The organism is Paraburkholderia sp. RL18-085-BIA-A (assembly GCF_046027075.1).
GTDB lineage: Bacteria > Pseudomonadota > Gammaproteobacteria > Burkholderiales > Burkholderiaceae > Paraburkholderia.
Window position 1 is genome coordinate 38,131 of sequence record NZ_JARESU010000005.1, and the last position, 21,739, is coordinate 59,869.

At 63.3% G+C, this 21,739-nt stretch carries 20 protein-coding genes; 17 read left to right on the forward strand and 3 right to left on the reverse strand.

Features of this window, described 5'->3' with window-relative positions; all coding sequences use genetic code 11:
• The first annotated feature begins 72 nt into the window (after positions 1-72).
• The 9 genes from rpsA (at position 73) to cysM (ending at position 9,393) form a co-directional block, all read left to right on the forward strand.
• On the forward strand, positions 73-1,806 hold the full coding sequence (rpsA, locus tag P0D89_RS04970) for a 30S ribosomal protein S1 (RefSeq protein ID WP_408357265.1): 1,734 nt from the start codon (positions 73-75) through the stop codon (positions 1,804-1,806).
• 21 nt (positions 1,807-1,827) lie between these two features.
• Positions 1,828-2,151, forward strand: coding sequence for an integration host factor subunit beta (locus tag P0D89_RS04975; RefSeq protein ID WP_007180889.1), 324 nt, complete (start codon positions 1,828-1,830; stop codon positions 2,149-2,151).
• A gap of 386 nt (positions 2,152-2,537) precedes the next feature.
• Positions 2,538-2,831: a LapA family protein gene (locus P0D89_RS04980; protein ID WP_091800094.1), complete on the forward strand. Its 294-nt coding sequence runs from the start codon at positions 2,538-2,540 to the stop codon at positions 2,829-2,831.
• A gap of 69 nt (positions 2,832-2,900) precedes the next feature.
• Positions 2,901-4,076, forward strand: a complete 1,176-nt coding sequence (lapB, locus tag P0D89_RS04985) for a lipopolysaccharide assembly protein LapB (protein ID WP_408357263.1) — start codon at positions 2,901-2,903, stop codon at positions 4,074-4,076.
• Positions 4,077-4,217: 141 nt separating this feature from the next.
• Positions 4,218-5,621 carry a UDP-glucose dehydrogenase family protein gene (locus tag P0D89_RS04990; RefSeq protein ID WP_408357261.1) on the forward strand — a complete coding sequence of 468 codons (1,404 nt, stop codon included), beginning with the start codon at positions 4,218-4,220 and terminating at the stop codon, positions 5,619-5,621.
• Positions 5,587-6,594 carry a D-glycero-beta-D-manno-heptose-7-phosphate kinase gene (rfaE1, locus tag P0D89_RS04995; RefSeq protein WP_408357259.1) on the forward strand — a complete coding sequence of 336 codons (1,008 nt, stop codon included), beginning with the start codon at positions 5,587-5,589 and terminating at the stop codon, positions 6,592-6,594. The genes P0D89_RS04990 and rfaE1 overlap by 35 nt, the downstream gene beginning before the upstream one ends.
• A gap of 143 nt (positions 6,595-6,737) precedes the next feature.
• Entirely contained in the window at positions 6,738-7,730 is a 993-nt protein-coding gene (rfaD, locus tag P0D89_RS05000; protein ID WP_408357257.1) for an ADP-glyceromanno-heptose 6-epimerase, read from the forward strand.
• A 77-nt stretch (positions 7,731-7,807) separates the two neighbouring features.
• Positions 7,808-8,173 carry a ComEA family DNA-binding protein gene (locus tag P0D89_RS05005; RefSeq protein ID WP_408357255.1) on the forward strand — a complete coding sequence of 122 codons (366 nt, stop codon included), beginning with the start codon at positions 7,808-7,810 and terminating at the stop codon, positions 8,171-8,173.
• A gap of 317 nt (positions 8,174-8,490) precedes the next feature.
• The gene (cysM, locus tag P0D89_RS05010; RefSeq protein ID WP_408357253.1) at positions 8,491-9,393 is read left to right on the forward strand and encodes a cysteine synthase CysM; all 903 of its coding nucleotides are present in this window, start codon (positions 8,491-8,493) and stop codon (positions 9,391-9,393) included.
• A gap of 119 nt (positions 9,394-9,512) precedes the next feature.
• Here the strand turns inward: cysM and mltB are convergent, their stop codons facing one another.
• Positions 9,513-10,661, reverse strand: a complete 1,149-nt coding sequence (gene mltB / locus P0D89_RS05015; protein ID WP_408357251.1) for a lytic murein transglycosylase B — start codon at positions 10,659-10,661, stop codon at positions 9,513-9,515.
• A gap of 293 nt (positions 10,662-10,954) precedes the next feature.
• Between mltB and P0D89_RS05020 the strand changes: the two genes are divergently transcribed.
• On the forward strand, positions 10,955-11,878 hold the full coding sequence (locus P0D89_RS05020; RefSeq protein ID WP_408357249.1) for a histone deacetylase family protein: 924 nt from the start codon (positions 10,955-10,957) through the stop codon (positions 11,876-11,878).
• 50 nt (positions 11,879-11,928) lie between these two features.
• Entirely contained in the window at positions 11,929-12,729 is an 801-nt protein-coding gene (locus P0D89_RS05025) for an enoyl-CoA hydratase (protein WP_408357247.1), read from the forward strand.
• A gap of 19 nt (positions 12,730-12,748) precedes the next feature.
• On the opposite strand, the gene P0D89_RS05030 is transcribed toward P0D89_RS05025, so the two are convergent.
• Entirely contained in the window at positions 12,749-13,651 is a 903-nt protein-coding gene (locus P0D89_RS05030) for an alpha/beta hydrolase (RefSeq protein WP_408357245.1), read from the reverse strand.
• Between the two features lie 240 nt (positions 13,652-13,891).
• On the opposite strand from P0D89_RS05030, the gene P0D89_RS05035 reads away from it, so the two are divergent.
• The 6 genes from P0D89_RS05035 (at position 13,892) to P0D89_RS05060 (ending at position 20,267) form a co-directional block, all read left to right on the forward strand.
• Positions 13,892-14,926 carry a methionine ABC transporter ATP-binding protein gene (locus tag P0D89_RS05035; protein WP_408357242.1) on the forward strand — a complete coding sequence of 345 codons (1,035 nt, stop codon included), beginning with the start codon at positions 13,892-13,894 and terminating at the stop codon, positions 14,924-14,926.
• A complete protein-coding gene (locus P0D89_RS05040; RefSeq protein WP_408225918.1) occupies positions 14,916-15,569 on the forward strand; it encodes a methionine ABC transporter permease in 654 nt (217 codons plus the stop codon). Before P0D89_RS05035 ends, P0D89_RS05040 begins: the two co-directional genes overlap by 11 nt.
• A 54-nt stretch (positions 15,570-15,623) precedes the next feature.
• Positions 15,624-16,430, forward strand: a complete 807-nt coding sequence (locus P0D89_RS05045; protein ID WP_408357240.1) for a MetQ/NlpA family ABC transporter substrate-binding protein — start codon at positions 15,624-15,626, stop codon at positions 16,428-16,430.
• 238 nt (positions 16,431-16,668) lie between these two features.
• Positions 16,669-17,418: an electron transfer flavoprotein subunit beta/FixA family protein gene (locus tag P0D89_RS05050; protein ID WP_408357238.1), complete on the forward strand. Its 750-nt coding sequence runs from the start codon at positions 16,669-16,671 to the stop codon at positions 17,416-17,418.
• Positions 17,419-17,432: 14 nt separating this feature from the next.
• Positions 17,433-18,368 (forward strand): electron transfer flavoprotein subunit alpha/FixB family protein, encoded by a 936-nt coding sequence (locus P0D89_RS05055; protein WP_408357236.1) that lies wholly within the window; start codon positions 17,433-17,435, stop codon positions 18,366-18,368.
• Positions 18,369-18,476: 108 nt separating this feature from the next.
• Positions 18,477-20,267, forward strand: a complete 1,791-nt coding sequence (locus P0D89_RS05060; RefSeq protein WP_408357234.1) for an acyl-CoA dehydrogenase — start codon at positions 18,477-18,479, stop codon at positions 20,265-20,267.
• A 146-nt stretch (positions 20,268-20,413) separates the two neighbouring features.
• On the opposite strand, the gene P0D89_RS05065 is transcribed toward P0D89_RS05060, so the two are convergent.
• Positions 20,414-21,700: a D-amino acid dehydrogenase gene (locus tag P0D89_RS05065; RefSeq protein WP_408357232.1), complete on the reverse strand. Its 1,287-nt coding sequence runs from the start codon at positions 21,698-21,700 to the stop codon at positions 20,414-20,416.
• Positions 21,701-21,739: the final 39 nt, after the last annotated feature.

The following is a 21,739-nucleotide window of genomic DNA, read 5'->3' on the forward strand; positions in this document are numbered from 1 at the left end:
TTAACCCCGCGTGGCATTCGCTTTCTTGGCCGTTGTTGCTGACCGTCCGGCCAGCCGGGCACCGCGAGAACCATGCAAATTTTGATTTTTATGTCCGACCTGCAAACCTCTACCCCGAATACCGAATCTTTTGCGGCTCTGTTCGAAGAGTCGCTGACCAAGCAAGACATGCGCGCCGGCGAAGTGATCTCCGCCGAAGTCGTGCGTGTTGACCACAACTTCGTGGTCGTCAACGCTGGTCTCAAGTCCGAAGCCTACATCCCGCTCGAAGAGTTCCTGAACGACGCGGGCGAGGTAGAAGTGCAGGCGGGCGACTTCGTTTCCGTCGCGATCGACGCGCTGGAAAACGGCTATGGCGACACGATCCTGTCGCGCGACAAGGCGAAGCGTCTGGCTTCGTGGCTGTCGCTGGAAAAGGCTCTCGACAACAACGAACTCGTGACCGGCACGATCACGGGCAAGGTCAAGGGCGGCATGACCGTGATGGTCAACGGCATCCGCGCGTTCCTGCCGGGTTCGCTGGTCGACACGCGTCCGGTCAAGGACACGACCCCGTACGAAGGCAAGACGCTCGAATTCCGCGTCATCAAGCTCGACCGCAAGCGTAACAACGTCGTGCTGTCGCGCCGTGCCGTGATCGAAGCGACCCAGGGCGAAGAGCGCGCGAAGCTGCTTGAAACGCTGAAGGAAGGCGCGATCGTCGAAGGCGTGGTCAAGAACATCACCGACTACGGCGCATTCGTGGACCTCGGCGGTATCGACGGCCTGCTGCACATCACCGACATCGCATGGCGTCGTGTGCGTCACCCGAGCGAAGTGCTGTCGGTCGGCCAGGAAGTCACCGCGAAGATCCTCAAGTTCGATCAAGAGAAGAACCGCGTTTCGCTCGGCATCAAGCAACTGGGCGACGATCCGTGGGAAGGCATCTCGCGCCGCTACCCGTCGGGCACGCGCCTGTTCGGTAAGGTCACCAACATCACCGACTACGGCGCATTCGTCGAAGTGGAATCGGGCATCGAAGGCCTCGTCCACGTGTCGGAAATGGACTGGACGAACAAGAACGTTGCACCGTCGAAGGTTGTGCAGCTGGGCGACGAAGTCGAAGTCATGGTTCTCGAAATCGACGAAGACCGCCGCCGTATCAGCCTCGGCATGAAGCAGTGCAAGCCGAACCCGTGGGACGACTTCAGCCGCAACTTCAAGAAGGGCGACAAGCTGCAAGGCGCAATCAAGTCGATCACCGACTTCGGCGTCTTCATCGGTCTGCCGGGCGGCATCGACGGTCTGGTTCACCTGTCGGACCTGTCGTGGAGCGAAACGGGCGAAGAAGCAGTTCGCAAGTACAAGAAGGGCGACGAAGTGGAAGCGATCGTTCTCGGCATCGACGTCGAGAAGGAACGCATTTCGCTGGGCATCAAGCAGCTCGAAGGCGACCCGTTCAGCAACTTCGTTGCAATGAACGACAAGGGTTCGATCGTCGACGGCGTGGTTAAGACGGTGGACGCGAAGGGTGCAGTGGTTCAGCTGTCGGCTGAAGTCGAAGGCTACCTGCGCGCTTCGGAAATCGCACAAGACCGCGTGGAAGATGCTCGCAACGTGCTGAAGGAAGGCGACAAGGTCAACGCGATGATCATCAACATCGATCGCAAGTCGCGCGGCATCAACCTGTCGATCAAGGCCAAGGATTCGGCTGAGCAACAGGAAGCCATCCGTGGTCTGGCTTCGTCGGATTCGAACTCGGCTGCTACCGGCACGACGAACCTCGGCGCGCTGCTGAAGGCCAAGCTCGACGGCCAGAACCAGTAAGCCTGAGAGGTCTGCTGCAGTATGACCAAATCGGAATTGGTCGCCCAGCTGGCTACGCGATTTCCGCAGCTTGTACTCAAAGATGCGGATTTCGCGGTGAAGACGATGCTTGATGCGATGTCGGAGGCGCTTGCCAACGGTCATCGCATCGAAATTCGCGGCTTCGGCAGCTTCGGCCTCAACCGCCGTCCTTCCCGCGTCGGACGCAATCCGAAGTCGGGCGAGAAGGTGTTGGTACCTGAGAAGTACGTACCGCACTTCAAGCCGGGCAAGGAATTGCGTGAGCGGGTGGATCGCCGCGCGGGCGAGCCGTTGAAGGCTGAAGAGCCGGATGACGACCTGTAAATGTCCCGCTGTGCGTTTTGCAGCGTGGCATTGGTAGCGTCAGCGGCCAAAGCCAGTCGGCAAAAGACCAGAAAAAGCGCCTTCGGGCGCTTTTTTTTCGTCCGTACTTTTCGAGCTGTTTGCTTGTGGCTGATTTGACGTGCTGAATTGCCGTGCCAATTCGCGTATAGGTGCCAAACGTGCCGCAGCTCGCCCTTTGCGGCACAGGACACCTGCCCACGCAGCCCTTTGCAGCAAGCTAAACCTCGCGTAAGTCCGCAATCCGCCAGTTCCTGCCCAGCCGCGAGGGCTTCAATTACAATACGGGTCACTTCGGCGCGGGCAACACCGTGGCGCGACGCGTCATCAAGCCGGCGTCACCCCGCAACTGCCGTCAAGAGAACTCTATGAAATTTATCGTCTGGCTGATCCGTGTGCTGGTGTTCGTGCTGCTGCTGGTGCTGGCGCTCTCCAACACACAACCTGCTACGCTGAATTTCCTCGCCGGCTATGCATGGTCGGCGCCGTTGATCCTGATCGGCCTCGCTTTCTTCGTGGTGGGGCTGCTGGCTGGGCTGGTGTCGTCGATGCCGGCGATGGTGCGCTTGCGCATGGAAAATGGCCGGCTCAAACGCGAGTTGCGCGTCGCACGCGAAACGCCGGTGGTGGTCGAACAGCCACCCATGCCGCCGCTGATCTGAGTTTTCTTCCGCCGCGCGGTTTAAGCGTGGCGTTCCGTTCCCGCTTTCCCGCACATTTGCATTAATCGCATGGATCTAGACTTCTGGTGGCTGCTTGTCATACCCGTCGCTTTTGCGTTCGGCTGGATGGCTGCGCGCTACGACCTCAAGACGCTGCTGTCCGAAAGCGCCAACCTGCCGCGCTCGTATTTTCGCGGCCTGAACTTCCTGCTCAACGAGCAGCCGGACCAGGCGATCGACGCGTTCATCGAAGTGGTCAAGCTCGACCCTGAAACGGTCGAACTGCATTTCGCGTTGGGCAATCTGTTCCGCCGCCGCGGCGAAACGGACCGCGCGATCCGCGTGCATCAGAACCTGTTGAGCCGCGCAGATCTGCCGGTCAGCGAACGCGATCACGCGCTCTACGAACTGGGTCAGGACTTCCTGAAGGCGGGCCTCCTCGATCGCGCGGAGGAAACTTTCCGGTCGCTCGAAACGGGCGACTACGCGTTGGGCGCGCAACGCGCGCTGCTCACCATCTACGAAATCGAGAAGGACTGGGTCAAGTCGATCGACATCGCGCGCCATCTGGAAACGATGGGCGCCGCATCGCTCGACAGGGAAATCGCGCAGTTCCACTGCGAACTCGCGCAGGAAGCGCTGCAGCAGAAAAGCCCGGACGAGGCGCGCCGGCAACTCGGCTTCGCGCTGAAGGCGAACCCGACCAACGTGCGCGCGACGATCCTGTTCGGCGACGTCGACGTGGCCGGCGGCGCGCAGGAAGCGGCCATCGAGCAGTGGCGGCGCGTCGAGGAACAGAACCCGGCCTATTTGCCGCTGGTCGCGGAGAAGGTCATGAAGGCGTACGAGGAGCTCGGCCGTCCTCAGGACGGCGCCGACCTGCTCACGGCGTGGGTCGATCGCCATCCGAGCAACGATCTGCTGGACGTCGCTTATCAGCACGTCGCGTCGCTGCGCGGGACCGACGCGGCGCACGCGCTGGCGCGCGCACAGATGCAGAAGTCGCCGAATCTGGCGGGCATGACGCGTCTGCTCGAGGCGCAGCAAGCTGTCGCGGAAGAGCCGCGGCGCAGCGAACTCGAACTGATGCGCACGCTGATCCGTCAGCGCACCAAAAATCTGCCGCGCTATACGTGCCAGAATTGTGGTTTCAGGGCGCGGCTGTTCTATTGGCAGTGTCCGGGCTGCAGCGGGTGGGAAACCTATGCGCCGCGTCGCGTCGAACCGATTACGGCGTCGAACTGACGCTGCGTTGGCCGCCGCTTCGGGCGTGCGGCCACGGCGCCGCGCATATGGCGCTAGTGCCTGCCCGGGCGGATTTCGCCGCGAGTTCGTCGCCGGCCTCATGACCGGCAATCATCACCGGAACCCTCTACCGGAAAACGTATGAAAATCACCATTATCGGCACTGGCTATGTCGGCCTCGTCACTGGCGCGTGTCTCGCTGAGATCGGCAACGACGTTTTCTGCCTCGACGTCGATCCGCGCAAGATCGAGATCCTCAACAACGGCGGTGTGCCGATTCACGAGCCGGGCTTGCAGGAGATGATCGCCCGTACGCGCGCGGCCGGGCGCATCACGTTCTCGACCGATATCGAAGCGAGTGTCGCGCACGGCGACGTGCAGTTCATCGCCGTCGGCACGCCGCCCGACGAAGACGGCTCCGCCGATCTGCAGTACGTGCTGGAAGCGGCCCGCAACATCGGCCGTACGATGAACGGCTTCAAGGTGATCGTCGACAAGTCGACCGTGCCGGTCGGCACCGCGCAGCGCGTGCGCGCCGTGATCGAAGAAGAGCTGGCCAAACGCGGGCTCGCGACCAGCCCGCAGCACCGCTTTTCGGTGGTATCCAACCCCGAGTTTCTGAAGGAAGGCGCGGCTGTCGACGACTTCATGCGCCCGGACCGCATCGTGCTCGGCATCGACGAGGACGAAGCCGGCCAGCGCGCGCGCGAACTGATCAAGCGTCTGTACGCGCCGTTCAACCGCAATCACGAACGCACGCTGTACATGGACGTGCGCTCGGCCGAGTTCACCAAATACGCCGCCAACGCGATGCTCGCCACGCGCATCTCGTTCATGAACGAGATGTCGAATCTGGCGGACCGGGTCGGCGCGGACATCGAAGCGGTGCGTCGCGGCATTGGCTCGGACCCGCGGATCGGCTATCACTTCCTGTATGCCGGTTGCGGCTACGGCGGCTCGTGTTTTCCGAAGGACGTGCAGGCGCTGATCCGCACCGCCAGCGAGAGCGGCCACAATCTGCGCATTCTCGAAGCGGTCGAGGAAGTGAACGACAAGCAGAAGGACGTGCTGGTGAACAAGATCACGGCCAAACTCGGGGAAGATCTGAGCGGCCGCACGTTCGCCGTATGGGGCCTCGCGTTCAAGCCGAATACCGACGACATGCGCGAGGCGCCGAGCCGTCGCGTGATCGCCGAACTGCTGGCGCGTGGTGCCCAGGTGCGCGCATACGACCCGGTCGCGGTAACGGAAGCGCAGCGCGTGTTCGCGATGGATCTGCACGCGGCACCCGAGCAGCTCGCGCGTCTGACCTTCACCGGCACGCAGGATGAAACGCTCACCGGCGCCGATGCACTCGTGATCGTGACCGAATGGAAAGAATTCAAGAGTCCGGATTTCGTGCATCTGAAATCGGTGCTGAAGTCGCCGCTGATTTTCGACGGCCGGAACCTGTACGAACCGGACGCGATGACCGAACTCGGCATCGACTATCACTCGATTGGACGCCCTTATGCCCAACCCTCTGAACTTCCGGCCAATGCCTGAGGCCGTGCCGGGCGCGCCCGCGGCCACGCCGGCGCCGAAGCTCACGGTCGTGCCGCGCGCCCAGCTCGGCGCGGCGCGCGTGCTGGTGGTCGGCGACGTGATGCTCGACCGATACTGGTTCGGCGACGTGAACCGCATCTCGCCGGAAGCGCCGGTCCCGGTCGTGCATGTGCAGCGCCAGGAAGACCGCCTCGGCGGGGCGGCCAACGTTGCGCGCAATGCAGTCGCGCTCGGCGCGCAGGTCGGTCTGCTATGTGTGGTCGGCCATGACGAACCCGGCGAGCGCATCGTCCAGTTGCTGGGCGAAAGCGGCGTGACGCCGCATCTCGAACGGGATCCGGCGCTTCTCACCACGATCAAGCTGCGCGTACTGTCGCGTCAGCAGCAGTTGCTGCGGGTCGACTTCGAAAACTCGCCGGCGCACGAGGTGCTGCTCGCGGGTCTCGCGCGCTTCGACGAATTGCTGCCGTCGCACGACGTGATTCTGATGTCCGATTACGCGAAGGGCGGCCTGACCCACGTCACGCAGATGATCGCGAAAGCACACGCGGCCGGCAAGCCGGTGCTGGTCGATCCGAAGGGCGACGACTGGGAGCGCTATCGCGGCGCGACGCTGATCACGCCGAATCGCGCCGAGTTGCGCGAGGTCGTCGGTCAATGGAAATCCGAAGAGGATTTGCTTGCGCGCGTGACGAAACTGCGCGCCGAGCTGGCGTTCAAGGCGCTCCTGCTGACGCGCTCGGAAGAGGGCATGACGCTCTTTTCCGACGACGGCATCCTGCATGCTTCGGCCGTCGCACGTGAAGTGTATGATGTCTCGGGTGCGGGCGATACCGTGATCGCCACGCTCGCCGCCATGCTGGGCGCGGGTCTCACGCTGGTCGACGCGGTCGGCCTCGCGAATCGCGCGGCCGGCATCGTGGTCGGCAAACTCGGCACCGCCACCGTCGACTACGACGAACTCTTTCATTGATGCGGCCCGCCAGGGTCCCTGGTCACATGCCTTAGGGCCGCGTGAAAAAGGGATTCGCGGGGCATCAGCTGAACCTGTCGATTGGAGTTAGCGCTTTAGCGCTTACTCCAGTCCCATGCAAAGCTCATTACCGCAGGATCATCATGACCCTCATCGTCACCGGCGCGGCCGGTTTCATCGGCAGCAATCTCGTGAAGGCGCTCAACGAGCGCGGCGAACAACGCATCATCGCCGTCGACAATCTCACGCGCGCCGACAAATTCAAGAATCTGGTCGACTGCGAAATCGACGACTATCTCGACAAGACCGAATTCGTCGAGCGCTTCAGGCGCGGCGACTTCGGCAAGGTGCGCGCGATTTTCCACGAAGGCGCCTGCTCGGACACGATGGAAACCGACGGCCGCTACATGATGGACAATAACTTCCGCTACAGCCGAGACGTGCTCGATGTCTGCCTCGCACAGAACATTCAGTTTCTGTACGCGTCGTCGGCGGCGACGTATGGCGGGTCGAGCCGTTTCGTCGAAGAACGCGAAGTCGAGCAGCCGCTGAACGTGTACGGCTATTCGAAGTTCCTGTTCGATCAGGTCATCCGCCGGGTCCTGCCCGCTGCAAAGAGCCAGATTGCGGGCTTCCGTTACTTCAACGTGTACGGGCCGCGCGAAACGCACAAGGCGCGCATGGCGTCGGTCGCGTTCCACAACTTCAACCAGTTCCGCGCCGAGGGCAAGGTCAAGCTGTTCGGCGAATACAACGGCTATGCGGCCGGCGAGCAGACGCGCGATTTCGTGTCCGTCGAAGACGTGGTGAAGGTCAACCTGTTCTTCTTCGACAACCCGGACAAGTCGGGCATCTTCAATCTGGGCAGCGGCCGCGCGCAGCCTTTCAACGACATCGCGAGCACGGTGGTCAACACGTTGCGCGCGCTGAACAACGAGCCGGCGCTGTCGCTCGCGGATCAGGTACAGCGCGGGCTGATCGAATACATTCCGTTTCCCGACGCGCTGCGCGGCAAATACCAGTGCTTCACGCAAGCCGACCAGTCGAAGCTGCGCACGGCCGGCTACGACGCGCCGTTTTTGAGCGTGCAGGAAGGTGTCGATCGCTACGTACGTTGGCTGTTCGGCCAGGTGTAATTAATTCGGATCCCTCTTTAAACTGGAATCTCCCGGTTGGTGATGGTCGCCAGCCGGTTGTACGAGGGAGATTCCATATGTTTCGAAAAACTCTGGTTACCGCGGCCATGCTCGCCGCTTTCGGCCACGCCTATGCGGCCGTCGACGTCAACACGGCTAACGAGGACGCGCTGCGCGGCATCAAGGGTATCGGTGCGGCCAAAGCGAAAGCCATTCTCGACGAGCGTTCAGCGCATGGCCCGTTCAAGGACCCGGCCGATCTCGGCAAACGCGTCAAAGGCATGGGCGGGCATACCGTCGAGCGCCTGCAGGCGGAGGGTCTCGCTGTCGGTCCGGCTGGCGCGGCTGCTAACACGCAGGTTGCGGCGGCTACACCGGGCAAAGGCGCGGCCGTTTCGGCCGACGCGTCCAAAAGCAATACCGCGGTGGCGGTGAAGAAATAGCCTGGCGCGGGCCGGGCGCGTGGGGCACCCCGCCGCGCGCGCGGTCCGCGACCGTCGTCCCGTTCATGGTCGGAGTGGCAAGAACACTCCTTCAGCTGTCATGCAGATGACTGGCTCCCGCGGTTCTCAGCCGCGGGCTTTTTGCGTGCCGAACTCCGTGTTTGTGCATCGCTGCTGCGCGTCAGGCTGGCGTCGAACGCGAGCGCCGATCCCCGCATGGACCCATGCGGGCAGAAGGGCCGCACGGCAGCCGCGGACACGGTGGTTTAGAATCGCTGGATTGAAGACTCCGCGCATCGACAGCACCAGAAACCGATATGGCTTACAAAACGATTGAAGATACGATCGGCAATACGCCGCTCGTGCAACTCGTCCGGCTCCCCGATGACGAGATCCGCAGCCGCAACAACGTGATTCTTGCGAAGCTCGAAGGGAATAATCCCGCGGGGTCGGTGAAGGATCGGCCGGCTTTGTCGATGATCAAAAAAGCGGAAGCGCGTGGGCGCATCAAGCCGGGCGACACGCTGATCGAATCCACCAGCGGCAACACCGGCATCGCGCTTGCAATGGCGGCGGCCATCCGTGGCTACAAGATGGTTCTGATCATGCCGGAGGACCTGTCGGTGGAACGCCGTCAGAGCATGGCGGCCTATGGCGCGCAGATCGTTCTGACGCCCGTCACGGGCGGCATGGAGTACGCGCGGGATCTGGCCGAACAGATGCAGCGCGAGGGCAAGGGCATCATCCTCGACCAGTTCGCGAATCCGGACAATCCGGCTTCGCACATCGAGGGCACGGGCCCGGAAATCTGGCGCGACACCGAAGGGCGCATCACGCACTTCGTGTCGTCGATGGGGACCACCGGCACGATCATGGGCGTGTCGACGTACCTGAAAACGCAGAATCAGGCGATCGAGATCATCGGTGCGCAACCCGAGGAAGGCTCGCGCATTCCGGGCATCCGCAAATGGCCGGAAGCCTATCTGCCGAAAATTTTCGACCGCAGCCGCGTGGATCGCGTCGAGAATGTGAGCCAGGCCGCCGCGGAAGCCATGGCGCGCCGCATGGCATCGGTCGAAGGCATCTTCGCGGGCATCTCGTCGGGCGGCGCGTGTGAAGTGGCGCTGCGTGTCGCGCGCCAGGTCGAGAATGCGACGATCGTGTTCATCGTCTGCGATCGCGGCGACCGCTATCTGTCGACCGGGGTGTTTCCCGCCTGACGCCTAACGGTGCCGAGCGGCAGCGCTTGGCAACAGAAGGCCAAAGAAAAAGCGCCGGCTCTGAACAGGCCGTCGCTTTTTTCGTTCAAGCATGAGGCGGACTCAGCGCCCGCGACAACTCATTGCGAAGCCCCGTTCGACGGCGCCGCGTTATTGACGGCATTCGCCGCATCGCTTGCTTCCATCTGCGCTTTGACCCGCTGGCCCAACTGATACACCGCGAGCGCATAAAAGAAGCTGCGGTTATAGCGCGTCAGCACGTAGAAGTTCTTCAATCCCAGCTTGAACTCGGTGCCGCGTCCCGGCGACGGCAAATCCACCACTGTCACCGGCGTGCCGGCTTCCGCCGCGACATCCACGCCCGGTTCGTTCAGCAACAGTCCAGCGCGCAGCAGCTGTTCGAGCGGCCAGTGCGGTTCCGGCTGGCCGTCGGCGGCGGCTTGTGCGACGCCCAGGCTGCCGGCATCCGAGCCGATCCGCCACACCACCGGCCGGCCGCTTTCCCAGCCGTTCTGGCGCAGATAGTTGGCCACACTGCCGATCGCGTCCGCCTCGCTCGTGCGCAGGTCGATCTGTTTTTTGCCGTCGTAGCTCACCGCGTACTGCACGATGCTGCTCGGCAGGAACTGCGGGATGCCGATCGCACCGGTATAGGAGCCGAGTACTGTGGTCGGATCGATCTGCGCGTCGCGCGTCCACACCAGATAGTCTTCGAGATTCTTGCGGAAGGTCGCCTGGCGATCGCCGCGATTGGCGGTGTTCGGGTAGTCGAAGCTCAGCGTGGTCAGCGCGTCGAGCACGCGGAAGTTGCCCATGAAACGGCCGTAAATCGTCTCCACGCCGATGATGCCGACGATCACTTCCGGCGGCACGCCGAACTCTTCGTATGCGCGTTGCAGCGTGGCCTGGTTCTCGCGCCAGAAGCGCACGCCGGCATTGATGCGAACCGGGTCGAGAAAGCGCGACTGATACACGCGCCAGTTCTTCACTGTCGGCGACGGCGACGGCGTCACGAGCTTGACCGCGGTCGCCGAATAGCTGACGCCGGAGAACAGCGCATGCAGCGCGGACTCGTCGAAGTCGTAGCGCGCGACCATGTCGTTGATGAAGGCGTCCACGTTCGGATTGTTCGCGTAACGCTGCGGAATGATTTCTTCCTCGAACGTTTGCCCTTGCGGCACGGCCGGCTGCGGCTGACTTTGCGCGACCAGCACCGGCGGCTTCTTGCCGATGTTTTGCGCGAGCGCCGGACTGGTTGCCATGAACATGCACGATGCGACGGACAGTGAGGCGGCCAGCGTGCTGATGCGAAGCCGGTTTCGTGCGGACAGAGCAAGCTTGACGGTCATAGTGAGCGAGGAACGTGGTGCGTGGGAGACAAGGAAAAAGACAGCGAAAAACGGATGGGGCAGTATACCCGACGCCTTCTGCAAAACCATGCGCGACGCGCCACAGCGGCATCGTGTGGTAAGTTGATAAATGTTGGCGCGCCGAGGGCGCGCGCCCCTGGAAGGAGACACGCTGCGCGCGCTTCGAAGGCGCCGCGCCGCAGAAGAAAACCATGGCAACAGGCTTCTATTCCCACGCCGACTGCATGCTGCACGATATGGGGCAGTGGCATCCCGAATGCCCCGCGCGCCTGCAGGCGATCGAAGATCAACTGATCGCGAGCCGCATCGACTCGCTGATCGAGCGCGAGTCGCCGCCGCTCGCCGATGACGCCGCGCTGCTGCGCGTGCATACGCAGGCGCATATCGATTACATCCGCAGTCGATCGCCCGTCGAAGGGAGCGCTGAAATCGACCCCGATACGTCAATGAATCCGCATAGCTTGCAAGCCGCGTTGCGCGCGGCGGGCGCCGCGGTGGCGGCCACGGACGCGGTGATCGAAGGCCGCTACGACAACGCGTTCTGCAGCGTTCGACCACCCGGCCACCATGCGGAGCCGGCTCGTGCGATGGGTTTCTGCTTCTTCAACAACGTCGCGATTGCTGCACGCCACGCGCTCGACGTGCACGGGCTGCAGCGCGTCGCGATCATCGACTTCGACGTGCATCACGGCAACGGCACCGAAGCGGCTTTTTCGGGCGACTCGCGCGTGCTGATGTGCAGCATCTTCCAGCATCCGTTCTATCCGTTCACCGGCGCGGACAATCAGGCGCCCAACATGTGCAACGTACCGATGCCGGCGCGTTCGAAAGGCATGGAGGTGCGCGAGGCGGTGGACATACTGTGGCTGCCGCGCCTGCACGAATTCAAGCCGGAAATGCTGTTCATTTCGGCAGGCTTCGACGCGCATCGCGAAGACGACCTCGGCAACATGGGCCTCGTCGAAGACGACTACGCGTGGATCACCGACCAGATGCGCGAGATCGCGAAACGCTATGCGCGTGGCCGGATAGTCAGTTGTCTCGAGGGCGGCTACAACCTGTCGGCGCTCGGACGCAGCGTGGTCGCGCACGTGCGCTCGCTGGCCGGCATCTGAGTTTGCCGCGCCTCCGGGCTGCATTTGCACAACGCAATGAGGAGCGGGCCATGAATGCCGATGCGCGCAGCGCTTCACTGATCGAGATCGAACACGATGCGTATCGGGTGCCGGGCGTCGTGCTGCTGACGATGAACCGGCCCGACGCGTTCAACGCGCTCTCCGAGGCGCTGCTCGACGAGCTGCAGAGCGCGTTGACGGAGATCGCGCGGTCGCCGGCGCGCGTGGTCGTGATTGCCGGCGCGGGGCGGGCGTTCTGCGCGGGCCACGATCTGAAGGAAATGCGCGCGGCGCCGTCGCTGGTTTATTACCAACAGTTGTTCGCCCGCTGCACGAAGCTGATGATGACGATCCAGCGCCTGCCGCAACCGGTGATCGCGCGAGTGCAGGGCATTGCGACGGCGGCCGGCTGCCAGCTGGTCGCGATGTGCGATCTGGCGGTCGCGGCGGACTCCGCGCGTTTCGCTGTGTCGGGCGTGAACCTCGGGCTCTTCTGCGCGACGCCTTCGGTGCCGCTGTCGCGCAACCTGTCGCGCAAGGCGGCGCTGGAAATGCTGCTTACCGGCGACTTCATCGACGCCGCCGAAGCGAAGCGGCAAGGCCTGGTGAACCGCGTGGTTCCGGCCGACGCGCTCGACTCGGAGCTGGCGCAACTCGCGGCCAGCATCTGCGCGAAACCCGTCGAAGCGGTGAGTGCCGGCAAGGGCCTCTTCTATCGGCAGCTTGAAATGGGCATCGAGGCGGCTTACCAGCTTGCTGGCCAGACGATGGCCTGCAACATGATGGACGACTCGGCGCTCGAAGGCGTGCAGGCGTTTATCGACAAGCGCGCGCCGGAGTGGAAGCGCTAGGCGGCTGCAACAGCCGCGCTCAACGTCCAACCGCGCGCTTTTCAATCCAGTCGATCAGCGCCCCGATCACCCGATCTCGGTCGAGATCGTTCATCGTCTCGTGATAGCTGCCTTCGTGCAGCGTCAGCGTCTTGTCCGGCGACCCCGCATGCTGCCCGAATGCACGGCTGCCTTCGGGCTCGGTGAGTTTGTCGGCGGTGCCGTGATACACCAGCAGCGGCATGCGCAGCCCCGCACGGCCACGCTCGATCCGCGCCATCGCCAGCAGCAGTTGCGCGCCGGTGCGCGCCGGAATCGCGCCGTGATGCACGAGCGGGTCGTTGCGATTGGCATTCACCACCGGTTGAAGACGCGATAGCAACGCGGCGTCGATTTTCATCGCCGGAAAGCTGGGATAGACACGGCTGATTACCTGGCTCATCGCAAGCATCCAGCGCGGCACGTCGCGCCCGGGAGCGAGAGCCGGGCTCGACAGGATCAGGCCGCTCAACCGGCGCCCGGTCGCGTCGAGACGCTCGATCGCATACAGCGCGGCCACCGCGCCGCCCATGCTGTGTCCCAGCAGAAAGAGCGGGGCGCAGCTTTGCGCGGCGGCGTCGAGCAAAGCTTGCGCGTCTAGCAGATAGTCGTCGAAACGTTTCACGTAGGCCCGCTTGCCGGGCGCGTGTCCATGGCCGCGCAGATCGATCGCCACCAGTTCGATGCCGGCCGCGTTCAGCCGGCCGGCCAGTGCCGCATAGCGACCGGCGTGCTCGGCCAGTCCGTGCAGCAGCGCGACCGTCGCGCGCGCCGGCCCGATGGCCGGCCAGCGGTATAGCGGCAAGCTCACGCCGTCGGCGGTCGTGACCGAAGAGCGCGCCTGCGCGCCAGTGTCCTGGTTGCCGCCGCTTGCGCGCACGTGGTGACTTGGGGATGTTTTCATGGCTGCGGCCCGTCCTGATTTTGTGTCGCCCGATCATAGACGCAGCTAGGCTTCGCGCGCGAGCGTCTCGCACCAGCCGCCCCTCTAATACTCATAGGTTATGAAAAGATCGTAATTGATTATTAAAGGGAATGACAACGCTGCGGTAGAATTGCGGCCTCAAATCCCAATAAAAGCAACGGCGGCCGCTTGTCGGGAGCGCACAACGCTCGTCGGCAGACTCCGCCGTTTCGTTTTTCCATGATCGAAATACGCAATATCTCCCAGCGGTTCGCCGGGCCCCGGGGCTGGGTCGAGGCGCTGCACAACGTCAATCTGTCGATCCCGGCGGGCGAGGTGTTCGGCATCATCGGCCGCAGCGGCGCGGGCAAAAGTACGCTCGTGCGCACCATCAACCTGCTGACGCGCCCGTCCGAAGGCAATATCGTCGTCAACGGCCGCGATCTGACCACGCTGCCCGCCGCGCAATTGCGCGAGGCGCGCCGCGAGATTGGCATGATCTTCCAGCACTTCAACCTGCTGTCGTCACGCACGGTCTACGAGAACGTCGCGCTGCCGCTCGAGCTGGCCGGCATGAAGCGCGACGAAATCGAGGCGAACGTGTTGCCGCTGCTCGACCTGGTCGGCCTGTCGGCGCAGAAGGACCGCTATCCGGCGCAGATCAGCGGCGGCCAGAAGCAGCGCGTGGGCATTGCGCGCGCGCTGGCGAGCAAGCCGAAAGTACTGCTGTCCGACGAAGCCACCTCCGCGCTCGACCCCGAGACCACGCGGGCGATCCTCGATCTGCTCAAGCGCATCAATCGCGAACTGAACCTGACGATCGTGCTAATCACGCACCAGATGGACGTGATCAAGCAGGTCTGCGACCGCGTCGCGGTGCTGGACGCGGGCCGGGTGGTCGAAGAGGGCAAGGTGATCGACGTGTTCCTGCAGCCGCATCATGAAGTCACGCGCGCGCTGATCGGCGACGTGATCGCGCAGGAATTGCCGCCCGCGATGAAGGCGCGCGTGGCGCTTCGCCTGAAGACCGGCAGCGGCCACTTGCTGCGTCTCGCCTTCACGGGCTCGGGTGTCGATCAGCCGATTCTGTCGGAGACGATTCGCCGCTACGAACTCGACTTCAACATCCTGCACGGCCAGATCGACGAGATCCAGGGGCAGGCGTTCGGCTCGCTCGCGGTGCTCGCGGGCGGCGAACCGGCGAAGGTGGCGCAGGCGCTGACGTATCTGCGCGAACAGGGTGTGGTGGTGGAGGAGCTCTCGCATGTTGAGTGAAATGTTCGATATGTTCGTCCAGTCGTTCTGGGAAACGCTCGTGATGGTGGGCATTTCCGGACTGGTCGGCGCATTGGTGGGATTGCCGCTCGGCGTGCTGCTGTATCTGACGGATCGGCAGGGCGTGCTGGAGAACGTCGCGGTGAATCGCGTGATGGGTGTGATCGTCAATGCGGTCCGTTCGACGCCGTTCATCATCCTGCTGGTGGCGGTGATTCCGTTCACGCGCCTCGTGGTGGGTTCGTCAATCGGAACGGCGGCCGCAGTCGTGCCGCTGACGATCGCCGCCGCGCCGTTCATCGCGCGTCTGGTCGAGACCGCGCTGCGCGAGGTCGATCGCGGCTTGATCGAAGCGGCGCAGGCGATGGGCGCGACCACCGCGCAGATCGTGTTCAAGGTGCTGCTGCCGGAATCGCTGCCGGGCGTGGTCGCCGGGTTGACGATCACCTTCGTGTCGCTGGTCGGCTATTCGGCGATGGCCGGCGCGATCGGCGGCGGCGGGCTGGGCGATCTCGGCATCCGCTATGGGTATCAGCGTTTTCTGCCGGAAGTGATGTTGACGGTCGTGGTGATCCTGATCGTCTTCGTGCAGCTGGTGCAGTCGTTCGGGGATTGGCTCGTGCGTCGGTTGAGCCATAAATAAACAAGGGTCATCGGAACCCGCTAACAGAATCGGCAGATTCGCAAGAGGTCCATCATGCAACGTCGTTTCATTCTCAAACTGGCCGCCGCGCTTGTTGTCACATCAGGCGCTGTCTCGCTGTTCGCCACCGCTGCGCACGCCGAGGACACGATCAAGGTCGGCGTCACCGGCGGTCCGCACGCGCAGATCATGGACGTCGTGAAGACGGTCGCGGCGAAGAATGGTCTGAACATCAAGATCGTCGAATTCTCCGACTATGTGCAGCCGAACGCGGCGCTAGCCGGCGGCGATCTGGATGCAAACAGCTACCAGCACGACCCGTACTTGCAGGCGCAGGTGAAGGATCGCGGCTACAAGCTGATCCGCATCGCGGACACGGTCACGTACCCGATGGGCATCTACTCGAAGAAGATCAAGACGCTCGCCGAACTGCAGCCGGGCGCGAAGATCGCGGTGCCGAACGATCCGACCAACGGCGGCCGGGCACTCCTGCTGCTGCAAAAGCAGGGGCTGCTGAAGCTGCGCGCCGATGCGGGCCTGAAGGCGACGCCGCTGGATATCGTCGACAACCCGCGCAAGCTGAAGATCGTCGAACTCGATGCGGCGCAAATCCCGCGCTCGCTGAACGACGTGGACGCTGCCGCGATCAACACGAACTTCGCGATGGAAGCCGGCCTGAAGCCGAAGCAGAACGCGATCGCCATCGAAGACCCGAAAGGTCCTTACGTGAACATCATCGCGATCCGCGAAGTCGACCGGAACAAGCCGTGGGTTGCCAAGCTGGTCGCGGCGTATCATTCACCGGAAGTGAAGCAGTTCGTCGACAGCAAATTCGGCGGGTCGGTGATCACCGCGTGGTGAGCCGGCGGCCTTCGGACATCGCAAGACACGACGACAATGGCGAATTAGAGACGTAGGTTATAACCCGGGGTTGCCACCCGGGTTTTTTCGAGATTAAAATAGAACGATCGTTCGATATTGCCGTCACGCTGATGAGGAGCGATATCCTCGTGGTAAAGCGCCCGCGACGACGGCTGCCATAAGGGCAGTCGCTATAATGTCCGTTGGGTTGACGTATTCGTAACTTTGGAGCGTGTGCATGAAAATCCTGGTGCCAGTCAAAAGAGTGGTCGACTACAACGTGAAAGTCCGCGTCAAATCGGATGGCACGGGTGTCGACATTGCGAACGTGAAGATGTCGATGAATCCGTTCGACGAAATCGCGGTGGAAGAGGCGGTGCGTCTGAAGGAAGCCGGCGTGGCGACTGAAGTGATCGCAGTGTCTTGCGGTGTCACGCAGGCGCAGGAAACGCTGCGTACAGCGCTGGCGATCGGCGCGGATCGGGCAATCCTGATCGAGTCCGGTGAAGACCTGCAGCCGCTGGCAGTTGCGAAGCTGCTGAAGGCGCTGGTCGACAAGGAACAGCCGCAGCTGGTGATTCTCGGCAAGCAGGCCATCGACGACGACTCGAACCAGACCGGCCAGATGCTCGCCGCGCTGGCCAACCTGCCGCAAGCAACGTTTGCGTCGAAGGTGGTCGTTGCTGACGGTAAAGCGACCGTGTCGCGCGAAGTGGACGGCGGCGCCGAAACGCTGTCGCTGACGCTGCCCGCCGTGGTCACCACCGATCTGCGCCTGAACGAGCCGCGCTACGTGACGCTGCCGAACATCATGAAGGCGAAGAAAAAGCCGCTCGAAACGATCAAGCCGGAAGACCTCGGCGTGGATGTCACGCCGCGTCTGAAGACGCTGAAAGTCGTCGAGCCGCCGAAGCGCTCCGCCGGTGTGATGGTGCCGGATGTGAAGACGCTGGTCGAGAAGCTGAAGAACGAAGCCAAGGTGCTGTGAGGGAGACGGACGAAATGACGAATCTGGTAATTGCAGAACACGACAACGCGTCGATCAAGGCCGCGACGCTGAACACGATTGCAGCGGCGCAGAAGATCGGCGGTGATATTCACGTGCTGGTGGCGGGTCACAACGCGCAAGCCGCAGCCGATGCGGCAGCGAAGATTGCAGGCGTGTCGAAGGTGTTGCTGGCCGACGCGCCGCAACTCGAAGCGGGCCTCGCGGAAAACGTCACAGCGACCGTGATGAACATCGCGAAGGATTACTCGCACATCCTCGCGCCGGCGACCGCGTACGGCAAGAACATCACGCCGCGTATCGCCGCGAAGCTCGACGTCGCGCAGATCAGCGACATCACCGCAGTGGACAGCGCCGACACGTTCGAGCGCCCGATCTATGCGGGCAACGCCATCGCGACGGTGCAATCGGCTGACCCGATCAAGGTCATCACGGTGCGTTCGACCGGTTTCGACGCAGTGGCAGCCGTTGGCGGCAGCGCATCGGTGGAAAAAATCGAAGCCGCAGCGGACAGCGGAATTTCGCAGTTCGTGAGCCGTGAAGTGACGAAGCTGGACCGTCCGGAACTGACCTCGGCGAAGGTCATCGTGTCGGGTGGCCGTGGTCTGGGCAACGGCGAGAACTACACCAAGGTTCTGGAGCCGCTGGCCGACAAGCTGAACGCAGCGCTCGGCGCATCGCGGGCCGCAGTGGATGCGGGCTTCGTGCCGAACGACTATCAGGTTGGCCAGACCGGCAAGATCGTCGCGCCGCAGTTGTACATCGCGGTGGGCATCTCAGGCGCGATCCAGCATCTGGCCGGCATGAAGGATTCGAAGGTGATCGTCGCGATCAACAAGGATGCGGAAGCGCCGATCTTCAGCGTCGCCGATTACGGTCTGGTCGGCGATCTGTTCACGCTCGTGCCTGAACTCGTCAACGAACTCGGCTAATCGCCGTAGCGCCGCAGCGCCGGGTAAAAGGCGTTTGGCAGCACACGAAGGGCGCAGGACCGAACGAGTCCAGCGCCCTTTTTTTATCAAGGCAGGAGGAGAACGAAAATGAGCTACACGGCGCCGATCAAGGACATGCTGTTCGTGATGAAGGAACTGGCCGGTCTCGAAGATATCGCGACGCTGCCCGGATTCGAGGACGCCAACCTCGACACGGCTCAGGCCGTGCTCGCCGAGTCGGCGAAACTGTGCGGTGAAGTACTGGCGCCGCTGAACGTCGAAGGTGATCGCAATCCGAGCAGCTGGAAAGACGGCGTAGTCACCGCGACTCCGGGTTTCAAGGAAGCTTTCCGCCAGTTCGGCGAAGGCGGCTGGCAAGGCGTGCAGCATCCGCTCGACTACGAAGGTCAGGGCCTGCCCAAGCTGATCGCGACGCCTTGCATCGAAATGCTCAACGCGTCGAACCTGTCGTTCGCGCTGTGTCCGCTGCTGACCGACGGCGCGATCGAAGCGCTGCTGACCGCCGGCAGCGAAGCGCAAAAACAGACCTATGTCCCGAAGCTGATTTCCGGCGAGTGGACCGGCACGATGAATCTCACCGAGCCGCAGGCCGGCTCTGATCTAGCGCTGGTGCGCACGCGCGCCGAACCGCAGGGCGACGGCTCGTTCAAGCTGTTCGGCACGAAGATTTTCATCACGTGGGGCGAGCACGACATGGCGAAGAACATCGCCCATCTCGTGCTGGCGCGCACGCCGAATGCGCCTGAAGGCGTGAAGGGCATTTCGCTCTTCATCGTGCCGAAGTTTCTCGTCAACCAGGACGGTTCGCTCGGTGAGCGTAACGACGTGCATTGCGTGTCGATCGAACACAAGCTCGGCATCAAGGCGAGCCCGACCGCGGTGCTGCAGTTCGGCGACCACGGCGGTGCGATCGGTCATCTGATCGGTGAAGAAAATCGCGGTCTCGAGTATATGTTCATCATGATGAACGCGGCGCGTTTCGCGGTCGGCATGCAGGGCGTCGGTATTTCGGATCGCGCGTATCAGAAGGCGGTCGCGTATGCGAAAGACCGCGTGCAGAGCCGTCCCGTGGATGGTTCCGCGAAGCAGTCGGTCGCGATCATCCAGCATCCTGACGTGCGCCGCATGCTCGCGACGATGCGCGGGCTCACCGAGGCGTCGCGTGCGCTCGCGTACGTCGCGGCGGCTCACTGCGATATCGCGCACCGTCATCCGGACGAAGCGCAGCGCGCCGGGCATCAGGCGCTCTACGAATTCCTCGTGCCGATCGTGAAGGGCTGGAGCACGGAACTGTCGATCGACGTCACGAGCCTGGGCGTGCAAGTGCATGGCGGGATGGGCTTCATCGAAGAAACCGGCGCCGCGCAGTACTACCGCGACGCACGCATTCTGCCGATCTACGAAGGCACGACCGCGATTCAGGCCAACGACCTGATCGGCCGCAAGACCGTGCGCGATGGCGGCAAGGTCGCGAAGTCGCTGCTCGCCGACGTCGCCGCAACGGTCGACGCACTTGGTTCGCAGCAAGGCCCGGCATTCGACTCGATGAAGAAGTATCTGGCGCAGGGCCATCGTTCGCTAAGCGCGGCGGTGGATTTCGTCGTCGCGAATACGAAGGGCGATCCGAACGCGGTGTTTGCCGGCAGCGTGCCGTATCTGAAGCTCGCGGGCATCGTGCTGGGCGGCTGGCAGATGGCGCGTGCGCTGCTCGTCGCAGCTCAGAAGCGCGACGAAGATCCGTCGTTCTACGGCGCGAAGATCGCGACCGCGCAGTTTTATGCAGAGCATGTGCTGCCGCAGGCGTCGGCGCTCGAAGCGTCGATTGTCAGCGCGAAGGGTGGGGAGAGCGTGCTGGCTTTGTCGGACGATCAGTTTTGACGCAACGCTCGCGGCTCGTTGCCGCGGCATGAAAACAAACGGCGCCGCGTGTGAAGTGAGGCGCCGTTTTTCATGGTTGCGTGAGTTCGACCGGGAGCTTGGCCAATGTACGGGTTTGCCAGGCGCGGGGCGCCCGGCGTTCAGTCTTACGCGTAAGCCGGACGATGCGCACCGCCGGTCTCGCCGAGATAGCGATGCACCGACAGGTCATCCGCCTTGATGGCGGGCTGTTTGCCCGACATCACGTCGGCCAGCAACTGGCCCGAGCCGCACGACATGGTCCAGCCGAGCGTGCCGTGGCCCGTGTTCAGGAACAGGTTCGGGACCGGCGTGCGGCCGACGATCGGCGTGCCGTCCGGTGTCATCGGGCGCAGACCGGTCCAGAACGTGGCCTTCGATGTGTCACCGCCGCCGGGGAACAGGTCGTTCACGCACAGTTCCAGCGTTGCGCGGCGCGCCTTGCGCAACGACTTGTCGAAGCCGACGATCTCCGCCATCCCGCCGACCCGGATCCGGTTGTCAAAGCGCGTGATCGCGATCTTGTAGGTTTCGTCGAGCACGGTGGACACGGGAGCCGCCGCTTCGTCGACGATCGGCGCGGTGATCGAATAACCCTTGAGCGGATAGACCGGAATTTTCACCAGACCCGCCAGGAACTGCGTCGAGTACGAACCCAGCGCGACGACGAACGAATCCGCGCGCACCATTTCGCCGCCGCATTGCACGCCGGCGACACGGTCGCCGGACATCGCGAGCGCGTCGATCGGCGTGTTGTAGCGGAACTTGACGCCCAGTTGCTCGGCCAGCGCCGCGAGGCGCGTGGTGAACATCTGGCAGTCGCCGGTTTCGTCGCCCGGCAGACGCAAACCGCCGGTCAGCTTGTGCGACACCGCCGCGAGCGCCGGTTCGGCCTGCGCAAGTTCGGCAGCCGACAGCAGTTCGTACGGCACGTTGGCTTCCTGCAGCACGGCGATGTCTTTCGCGGCGCCTTCGAATTGCTGCTGCGTGCGGAACACCTGCAACGTGCCGCCGGTGCGGCCTTCGTAGTGAATGCCGGTATCGGCGCGCAGCGCCTGCAGGCAGTCGCGGCTGTATTCGGCGAGACGCACCATGCGGCCCTTGTTCACCGCATAACGCGCCGCCGTGCAGTTCTGCAGCATCTGCCACATCCATTGCAGCTGGAATTGCGTGCCGTCGAGACGGATCGCCAGCGGCGCGTGTTTCTGGAACATCCACTTGACGGCCTTCAGCGGAACGCCAGGCGCGGCCCACGGCGACGCGTAGCCCGGCGAGATCTGGCCGGCATTGGCAAAACTGGTTTCGAGCGCCGGGCCGGCCTCGCGGTCGATCACGGTCACTTCATGACCGGCGCGCGCCAGGTAATACGCGGTCGTCACCCCGACGACACCACTGCCCAAAACGACGACTCGCATAGCTGCTCCAGGAAATTCAGAAGAGATTGGAGGGCGGTG